General features: G+C 44.4%; 8 protein-coding genes and 1 riboswitch. Of the genes, 5 read left to right on the forward strand and 3 right to left on the reverse strand.

Annotation, left to right across the window (positions count from 1 at the left end):
* Positions 1-95: 95 nt before the first annotated feature.
* The 3 genes from FVR03_RS24495 to susR form a co-directional block, all read right to left on the reverse strand.
* Positions 96-419: a hypothetical protein gene (locus FVR03_RS24495; protein WP_187270198.1), complete on the reverse strand. Its 324-nt coding sequence runs from the start codon at positions 417-419 to the stop codon at positions 96-98.
* 276 nt (positions 420-695) lie between these two features.
* Positions 696-1448, reverse strand: a complete 753-nt coding sequence (locus FVR03_RS17020; RefSeq protein WP_255474274.1) for a 3-keto-disaccharide hydrolase — start codon at positions 1446-1448, stop codon at positions 696-698.
* A gap of 185 nt (positions 1449-1633) precedes the next feature.
* Entirely contained in the window at positions 1634-3244 is a 1611-nt protein-coding gene (gene susR / locus FVR03_RS17025; RefSeq protein WP_147922967.1) for a SusR family glycan utilization regulator, read from the reverse strand.
* A 309-nt stretch (positions 3245-3553) separates the two neighbouring features.
* Here susR and FVR03_RS17030 point away from each other — a divergent pair, with 309 nt between their 5' ends.
* From FVR03_RS17030 to FVR03_RS17050, 5 genes are all read left to right on the forward strand, one after another.
* On the forward strand, positions 3554-4273 hold the full coding sequence (locus tag FVR03_RS17030) for a hypothetical protein (protein ID WP_147922968.1): 720 nt from the start codon (positions 3554-3556) through the stop codon (positions 4271-4273).
* Between the two features lie 735 nt (positions 4274-5008).
* Positions 5009-5114: riboswitch (SAM riboswitch) on the forward strand.
* Positions 5115-5658: 544 nt separating this feature from the next.
* On the forward strand, positions 5659-6378 hold the full coding sequence (locus FVR03_RS17035; RefSeq protein ID WP_147922969.1) for a phosphoadenylyl-sulfate reductase: 720 nt from the start codon (positions 5659-5661) through the stop codon (positions 6376-6378).
* Positions 6379-6571: 193 nt separating this feature from the next.
* Positions 6572-7480 carry a sulfate adenylyltransferase subunit CysD gene (cysD, locus tag FVR03_RS17040; protein WP_147922970.1) on the forward strand — a complete coding sequence of 303 codons (909 nt, stop codon included), beginning with the start codon at positions 6572-6574 and terminating at the stop codon, positions 7478-7480.
* A 1-nt stretch (position 7481) separates the two neighbouring features.
* Positions 7482-8759, forward strand: coding sequence for a sulfate adenylyltransferase subunit 1 (locus tag FVR03_RS17045; RefSeq protein WP_147922971.1), 1278 nt, complete (start codon positions 7482-7484; stop codon positions 8757-8759).
* Between the two features lie 183 nt (positions 8760-8942).
* Positions 8943-9386, forward strand: coding sequence for an OsmC family protein (locus FVR03_RS17050; RefSeq protein ID WP_147922972.1), 444 nt, complete (start codon positions 8943-8945; stop codon positions 9384-9386).
* Positions 9387-9528: the final 142 nt, after the last annotated feature.

A 9528-nucleotide genomic window follows, 5' to 3' on the forward strand; every position in this document is an offset into this window, starting at 1 on the left:
AACATTACCCTACTACTAAGCTCAATTTATCCTAAGAAAATATGGAAAATTATTGCTTCAAAACAAACTAAAATCACTGATCTACAACGATTTGACTAAATAAAGAACTCAGAAGTATATAGACTAAATATGAAATATATGCAGGCAGGGAAGAAAGCTTTTTTGGCTTGTTGTTGCACCATCAAAATAGAAAGGCGAAGCTGACGCCATGCGAAGGGTGAGGAAGGAATTTTTAGGATCAGAAAGCCATGGCCAGCAAAACAGAGAAAAGCCTTTAGAAAGGCTGTTTCATTTGAAAATTGTTTTAATGTGCTAATGGTTAGATTTAGAAATTCTGGCGAAGGGCCAAGTGCTTGTTTAAGGCCGTACAGCCAAAAGACCCTTGGCCATATTTTTCGAAAAAACCTTTGGAAGGCCATTTTCATTAGAATAATGATGCAGCTGATTTAAAACAACGGGTTGCGAATGCAAACTACAACCTGAGCATTTTTAGTTGGTGCGAGAACTGTGAACAGACTCTGGGTTTAGGTTACTAAAGCCATAAAGGTAAATGCAAATAAGCTAGTCATTCTTAGCTTGCCTATGGAACAAGCAAGTACATGGCAGTAAGAAATAGCTTCCTCGACAAACGAGGACCCCTACCCCCAGCTCGGAATAGCCTGCAGGTGTAAGCTCATCGAGTCATTTACCTCTTGCTATTTCTGTAGATTTTTGATTTCTACTTTCCTGAAATCTATAGGTTGGCCTTCGCTTTGGAGGGCAATAAAACCTTGTCGCAGGAGCTTGCCGTCTTGTTTTTGAGCAGGATCGAAATTATTGACTACGCCACCGCCAATCTGAGGCTTGCTGTATTGTAGCACTGTATCGCCATTTACAAGGTGCGTGATCAGGGAATCGCCTAGAACAATAAGTTCTGCCCGCACCCACTCATCGGGCGCATAGGTTTTGGAGGTGGAGTTAATGCAGTGGCGCGGGTCCATTTCGCCGTTGTAGATTACTTCTGTGCCAGGAGAACACATGTTGCCTGTTGGGCGTTCTTTACCGTCTCCTAAACTTGCCAGCAGCTGGTACTCTATCGATATGGGCCAGTCCTGATCTCGCGGCATGGTTTTAGGGTCTTGCGAGTGAAACATGATGCCGCTGTTTAATTGCGTGTACGAAGGTGCGTCTTCGCGCCATTTATCTGCAAACCGATATTCTACCACCAAGTGATAATGCGAAAAAGGCTGCTTGTAATACAGGTGCCCGAAGCGTTCGTTAAACTCCGGATACTGGTCATAGCGCACCTTCAGCAGGCCATCTTCAACCCGAAAGGTATTCCCGAAGTTATCGCCAAGCTCATGGCGGTTAATTTTTACGACCCAATCGTTCAGGTCTTTGCCGTTAAACAGCGATACCCATTCCTCTTCCTCCTGGCCAGCAGCTTGTTTATCTGAGGCACAACTCATTATAACTGGTAAGAGCGCAAAAACTAAAAACCGAACGGCAGAATGCAAAGGGAAGTACCTCATAAAAATAACAACTATTAACAGGCGAACAACATGGTTAATTAAGTAGCACCATTCTAAAAATTCTGCTACCGGCGCAATATAGAAATTTTACACTAACGACCGTTATTTTTTACCTACTAAACTTAAAAAGCTTTAATCTCCATAATCCGTTTTTCAAACTCCTCATTCGGCAAAAAAGACCGGTTCTTCACGCGTGTTTTATAGGTATAAATGGTGTTTACAGAATACTCCAGAATGCGGGCTATTTGCTCATGGTCGTGAATGCCAATCCGGATCAGGGCAAAAATCCGAAGCTCAATGTTGAGTGACTGGTTATCTTTTATCACAATTTTATCTTCCTCGTTAAAATAAGAGTTGAAAGCCGGCACAAAATTCGGGAACAGCTTCATAAATATTTTATCGAAACTCAGATACAGAGCCTCCCGCTCCTTTTTCAGGTTAATGGACTTCATGACGTGGTTTATTTCGTCATACTTTTTTACCATCAGCTTTTTATCAATCGATTTTTTAAATTTTTCGATCTTGTCGAGGTACTCGGAGTACACATTAAACGAGTAGCCAATGTATTCTTCTTTAATCCTGTTGGCTTCCATCAGACTCTCGTTGAGTTGCTGCAAGCTATTATTGGCTTCAGTTACGGTGCGTTTAACCTCGCGCAACTGCTTGAGCTGCCTGAAAATGATGACGGCAAATAAGATGACAAGTACCGATAAAATGGTAACTGCCACGGAGTAAACATACAGCCGGCTGCGCTGCCCCTCTACCGTTGCCAGCCGCTCTCCCTCTATTACGGGCAAAATGGCTGCTACTTGTATTTTCCGCTGCTTGGCACCATAAAAAGTGGCATCTTCCAGAGCTTGTTTAATGTAATCGTAGGCAAGTGCTTCCTCACCTCGGTGGTACAGCATTTCTGCGAGTGTCATAAGTGCAACGCCTTCTTTTGTGGAGGAGCGCATATCGGCTATGGCTGCTCTGGTTAGCATTTCGAGGGCTTTATCTGGTTCTCCCATATTCTGGTAAATGTGTCCGAGCGAATTGGCAGCCATGGCATACTGCCGGAGCGAAGGTTGAAACTTGTCTAAAATAGTTTGGAAATCCTGACGCGCTCTTTCATGATTGTTAGCTATTTCCTGTTTCATGCCCCTGAGTGTATAAAATGCCAGTGTGTTTGGCTGTATTAGCACAAAAGCAGAATCTATATAGCTTTCGCCTGCTTTAATGTACCGGTTAGCATAGTAGGTATCTTCGGTATAGCTGGAGAGGTCGTAAAAGGCGCGTGCCTTTAAGGCATAAAATTCTATTTTTATACTATCTGGAAATGGGGCAGGCTGTATCGTATTAAGAGAATCCAGCGCCTCCTTAAACATCCCTGACGATAGTAGAATAAAGCTTTGGTTCAACTTGGCATGCGTAATTCGGATTGGGTCGTTCAGACGATGGGCTACGTCCTGCAGTTGTAGCACATACTTGAACGCCGAATCATATTTAAATGTCCGGTACTCAAAGTAGAGCTTATTGTACACTTCAAACTGCTCCGTAAGCGACAGGTCAGGCTCGTTTCGCAGTATTTTTTTGAGCTGCTCCAAGCGTTCCGATTTTTGCTCCATGTATTTTTCTTTTTCGCGGATGGTCTGGCTTAGCTCGTGGAGCAGACTATCGATGTTGGCGTAAGAGCTAAGCGGCCAAGCACACAACAGCAGCAGGAAAATAACAGCAAGATATCTGCCCTTCATAAGATTTCGGAAAAAGAGTTATAGTCACGAATATAGAGGTATGATTCAGCATTCTAAAGCGGAAACAGAGATAATATTACGTGTTATTTATACACAGCAGACGCAACAGAAGTCTTACATAGCATCCTTTATTATCTGTTTTATACCAATTAATTTACTTTCTTAATCGCCGTCTTTTGAGTTGACCGGCAACTTCCATTTCGTTATATTCGTCTTATTTACTGCTAACTGAGCCTGTATACCCAAGGCTTTATGCACAGCTTTCTTCCTTCAGATAATTCAAATTGTTCACCCTAAACGAGCGTACTTATGCAAAACTTACCCATAAACTGGCTAACCGAAGGTCTGATAGATTTTGAATATAAGAAGTACCTGCTGCTGGCTTACTTGCAAAACGCCAGATCGGAGTTTAAACAACAGCGCCTTTACCCGGTGTTCTCCGACCTGATTATGCACTACCGCAACCTGCAGCAGGTAAAGGAGCACAAAAAGCTGGTGTATGAGCAGTTTCCGAAGCGCATCAGCCGGGCCGATTTTGAGAAGCTGGAGCTGGTCTATGAAAAAATTGTGGAAGACGACGAAACTATGAAGCAGATAGAGGAGATTCTGCAGTTTGCCGCCCCGCTTTTTGTAAATGCCGTAGACGCTGGCAAGGAGCTTTACGAGTTCATAGAAAAACACCTCGAAATTAGCCCGGTCGGCATTACGCCCATGTATTTTAACGAAGGCTACCTTTTCCTCGACCCGTATTACGGCAAAGAAACACAGGTGTACCTGTACCAGATCACGATTTTCCAGAACACCTACGAAAAGTACAGGGGCATACACACCCACCTCCTGAAAACCGTTCGACGCGGCCTTTCTCTTACGCACGAAGGCCTGAAGGTGCAGCTGGTAAAAGAGAACAGAGAACTGCCTAACCCCGCTACCTTTGCGGCCGTGGCCAAAGTACCTTGCCCGGTAGAGCATTCGCTGCTGCCCATCGCCAAGCGCTCGCTCGTGAAATATGTCGCTTCTATGGCCGCTTAGGCTGCGCCAAATTAAAAAGTAGAAATTTAAAATGTGAGTTAAGCCTTTAGCCTTCCGGTACCTTTAAGTCTCCGGAAGGCTATTTTCATCTGATTAATTTGATTGTTGATTGATAGTTGCTGGTTGTTGAATTGCTAAATTGTCACATGGTCAAATTGTTGAATGGTTGATTTAGATAAACTTCGAATATTTGATTAAATCACCCTCTCTACCCTTGACTAATTGGCATCCAAATACCTTCTGAAGGCTAAAAGCATTAGAATAATTTCCCTAAAGCTGTAATCAAATTTATCTTTTACGGCAGTTAACAACGAAGCGAGCCCAAATGCCAGGTGCACATATTAAAAATAAACTGTTTGAGTGTTCAGCGTGTGGGGGAAGGGGCGCTCGATTTTGATTTTTTTGGTTCTTTTTGTATCAAGACAAAAAGTACAAAGAAGCTAACTATGAAACAGCTTCAGGCTAAAATCACAGCAGAAAAGCTACTATGTGAACTTAGACCGCCAAGCCAATAACCATTGCTAACGGCGCTCGCCCACAAGATTTTTCCAGAATGACAAAGAGGGAAGAGAAGGTAGAGAGAAAAGGCTTTTCGGAAAATCATCTCCAGCTACCCATTCAAATAGCCATTTTTACAACAAAATTCTGCTCTCATAAACAATTTGTTGATAAAAAGCATTTTATAACAAAAAGTTCTTAACTTTGCAGCAGCAAAAGCCATTTTGGCTTCAACGAAATTTATAGAAGAAGAGGCGAGAGATTAGGCTCCACGACCCTCTGGCAACCACCCATGTTGGGGAAGGTGCCACTTCCTAGCCCGAAAATCGGGGAAATATAAATTTTTTATAACAATGATGACAAGCACGCATACAAGCAATTCAGAATCCGGCCGTTTAGTGGCTGCAACCTCTCCTCTTTCTGCTTTTTTAATGGCTGCCAGCTACATGCACGCATATGGCTGCTGTTGTTGCGTGTGCTAATCATCTCCCTGGCATTTCCTTCATCGGCTAGGTCTGCAATACCCGTTATGGCCCCTGACTTAACATTTTCAACCTTTAGTTCTATTTCATGTCAGCAAGCTATGGCATAGGTGTATTCCTCCGGATACAGGACCTACAGATACTTTTTAAGGATTGGCTGCCTATACATCATAGAATCCGGAACATATTTCTTAATTTTGCGAGTTGTGTAGCTTCTAATAAGCAAGAGGTTCTGAAACTAACAAAAAAGCAGAAATTTATTAGCTTACGGAGACATTTCACGCCTGATTTTTGTTGAGGTACTTAAACAGGCAATACTTAAGTTAAAAAGGCTTTTGACCTGATAGGAACAAAGAGGCACCTAAACCATCCTCTGCTGATTAGAAGAACCATTACCCATTGAAAATGAGCCAAACAGAAGCTTTAACCATACAAGTACCGGAGCTGGAAAGCGCTATCGCATCGAAATCGATTGTGGAGAGCCTGCAGTACCTGGCAGAGAAATTTCCGGGCCAGATCGCTTTTTCATCCAGCCTTGGTATAGAAGACCAGGTGGTGACCCACCTTATTCTCGCTAACAATATTCCGATCAGAGTGTTCACACTCGACACAGGCAGGCTTTTTAATGAAACCTATAACCTGCTGCACAACACCAACAAGCGCTACAAAACCAAAATAGAAGTTTATTTCCCTAACACAGCCTCTGTTGAGAAACTGGTGAACGAGAAGGGACCGAACAGCTTTTACCAATCGGTGGAGAACCGCAAAGAGTGCTGCTACATACGCAAAGTGGAGCCGCTTAACCGTGCGCTGCAAGGTGTAAAGTGCTGGGTAACCGGCATCCGGAGAGAACAGTCTGATGCCCGCCAAACGCTAAAGGCGCTGGAGTACGACGAAAAACTGCAACTCGTGAAGTACAACCCGCTGCTGGAGTGGAGCTTCGAGGAAACCACGCAATACGCAAAAGATAACTACGTGCTCTACAACCCGCTGCACGACCAGGGCTTTGTCAGCATCGGCTGTGCCTCCTGCACAAGAGCCATTCAGCCAGGCGAGCACTTTAGAGCCGGCCGTTGGTGGTGGGAAGATAACTCCAAAAAAGAGTGCGGTTTACATACTCATTAATCTTTTCCGGACACAAGACGCAAAACACAGGATATTAGACTTTTTAAGTAGTCTTGAATAAAATTAAAATACTACAACTGCTTTTTAAACAGATCAATTAAACGACTTAAATAGCAGCGTCATTATTAAAAAAAGTCCTTTGTCTTACGTCTTGTGTCTTAAGTCTAAAATAAAAAGTACAGATATTAATAAAATGAACAAGTACTATCTCGATTACCTGGAGCAGCTGGAAGCAGAGGCAATACACATCATGCGAGAGGTGGCAGGGCAGTTTCAGAAGCCGGCTTTGCTTTTCTCAGGAGGAAAAGACTCCATTACGCTGGTTAGGCTGGCCGAAAAAGCATTCCGCCCGGGCAAGTTCCCTTTTCCGCTCGTGCACATCGACACAGGTCACAACTTTCCGGAGGCTATCCAATACCGCGATGAGCTGGCCGAAAGATTAGGCGAAAAACTGATTGTGCGCCATGTAGAGGACACTATCAAAAAGCAAAACCTGTCGGAGCCAACCGGCCGCTACGCCAGCCGCAACGGTCTGCAAACCTATACCCTGCTCGAGACAATCGAAGAATTTGGCTTTGATGCCTGTATCGGTGGAGCCCGCCGCGACGAAGAAAAAGCCAGAGCCAAAGAAAGAATTTTCTCGGTGCGCGATGAGTTCGGCCAATGGGACCCGAAACGTCAGCGCCCGGAGCTTTGGAACATCTACAACGGCCGCATCACCCTGGGCGAGAACGTCCGTGCCTTCCCTATCAGTAACTGGACTGAGCTGGACGTTTGGAACTACATCAAACGCGAAGAAATTGAGTTGCCTAATATCTATTTCACGCATGAGCGCGAGTGCCTGGTGCGCGATGGCAAACTAATGGCTACCTCCGATTTCATTCACCGCGATCCGGAAGAGGAAATTGTAACCCGCAACGTACGTTTCCGCACTGTTGGCGACATGACTTGTACGGCTGCCGTAGAGTCTATAGCCTATGATATAGACAGCGTAATTGCCGAAATAGTAGATTCAAAAATTAGTGAGCGTGGCGCAACCCGCATCGACGACAAACTGTCGGAGACTGCCATGGAAGACCGTAAAAAAGGAGGGTATTTCTAAGATGGATATTTTAAGATTTATAACAGCAGGAAGTGTTGATGACGGTAAAAGCACCCTTATCGGCCGCCTGCTATACGATACAAACCAGATTTACCTGGATCAGATTGAAGCCATTGAAACATCGGGTCGTGTAAACGAAGATGGCAACATAGACCTTTCGCTGTTAACTGATGGTCTGAAGGCAGAACGTGAGCAGGGCATCACCATCGATGTGGCTTACAAGTACTTCAATACACCAAGGCGTAAGTTTATTATTGCCGATGCACCGGGGCACATTCAGTATACCCGCAACATGGTAACGGGTGCTTCTAACTCAAACCTGTCGATTATTCTGGTAGATGCCCGTAACGGGGTGCAGGAACAGACGCGCCGTCATTCTATTATCTCGTCGCTGCTCGGTATTCCGCATTTGGTTATCTGCATTAACAAGATGGATTTGGTGGGTTACGACGAAGCTGTTTACAACCAGATTGTAGAAGACTATAAGCAGTTCTCCAAAAAGCTGCATTCCAAAGACATTACGTTTATTCCGGTTAGCGCGCTTAAAGGCGATAACATTGTAACCAGGTCTACAGAAATGGATTGGTACAATGGCCCAAACTTACTGGAACACCTGGAGCAGGTTCCTGTTTCTTCTGATTTTAACCTGACGTGCCCGCGCTTCCCTGTACAGTACGTTATTCGCCCTCACACACACGAGCACCACGACTACAGAGGCTATGCCGGTAAAGTGATAAGTGGTGTGTACAGCAAAGGCGATAAAGTGATTGTGCTGCCTTCTGGCCAGACCTCTACCATCAAATCGGTAGAAATGGGCGGTAAAGAACTCGAAGAAGCTTTTGCTCCTATGTCGGTGGTACTGCAACTAGAAGACGATGTGGACATTAGCCGTGGCGACGTAATTGTACGCCAGGAAGATAACCTGGACGTATCGAAAGAATTTGAAGCGCTTGTTTGCTGGATGAACGCGAAAGCACTTCGTCCGGGGGCTAAACTGCTGCTTCGCCACAACTCTACCGAAACACGTGCTATCGTAAGAGAAATTCAGTATAAAGTAGATGTAAACACACTCGATAATATTGAGGATGTAGACCAGGTGCAGCTAAACGACATCTGCCGCGTGCAGATCCGTACGGCTACTCCCCTGCTGCTCGATAAGTACGAGAACAACCGTGCCAACGGCGGCTTTATTCTGGTAGACGAAACATCGTATACCACAGTAGGAGCCGGTATGGTAGCCAGCATCGTACACGAAAGTGAACTGAACTACATGATCTAAGAACAGGACACAAGTATCAGGACGCAGGACACAAGACTTGTTGAGGCAAATAATAAATTCAGCGAACTGATTCTTACTTACATCTTAGTACTTAGCAGATTTTAAAGAAGTCCCACTTTCAGCTCCCGTAGTTGTGAGTGGGATTTTACTTTTATTACAGGATCAAAGAAAACGTAGCAAACTATGCAAGTAGAATTAAATAGAGTAGATCAGGATTATCATTTTCAGGCAACAGGTTCTGCCGGAGTAGTGGTTAACATAGATGGCTCACCTGAAATTGGAGGCCATAATGCAGGAGGCCGCCCCATGGAACTACTACTCATGGGCCTGGGTGGCTGCAGCGCCATCGACATTATCCAGATACTGAAAAAACAGCGCCAGCAAATCGATTCTTTCAGCATTAAAGTGAATGCCGAAAGAGAACCTGTTGCAGACAAACCTGCAGTCACAATTTTTAAGGCAATTCATATCCATTTTGCCTTTACCGGCCCGCTTAGTGAGGATAAGGTGAAAAAAGCAATTGATTTGTCGCTGGAGAAATACTGCTCTGTTGCGCACATTCTGTACAAAACAGCTACTATCGATTACACTTTTGAGGTGGTACCTACTGAAGCTCCGGTTGCCTAAGCAACTGATAACCTCTGAAGGCACAAAAGCCGTTACTGTTTAGCGCAGTAACGGCTTTTGTTTTTATTTAATTAATTGAATTAGGCACTTAAGCAATAACCATTTTATAGGGATGTGGAGGAGCGGCCACCATCCTTTTGAG

The organism is Pontibacter qinzhouensis (assembly GCF_008017455.1).
Taxonomy (GTDB): domain Bacteria; phylum Bacteroidota; class Bacteroidia; order Cytophagales; family Hymenobacteraceae; genus Pontibacter; species Pontibacter qinzhouensis.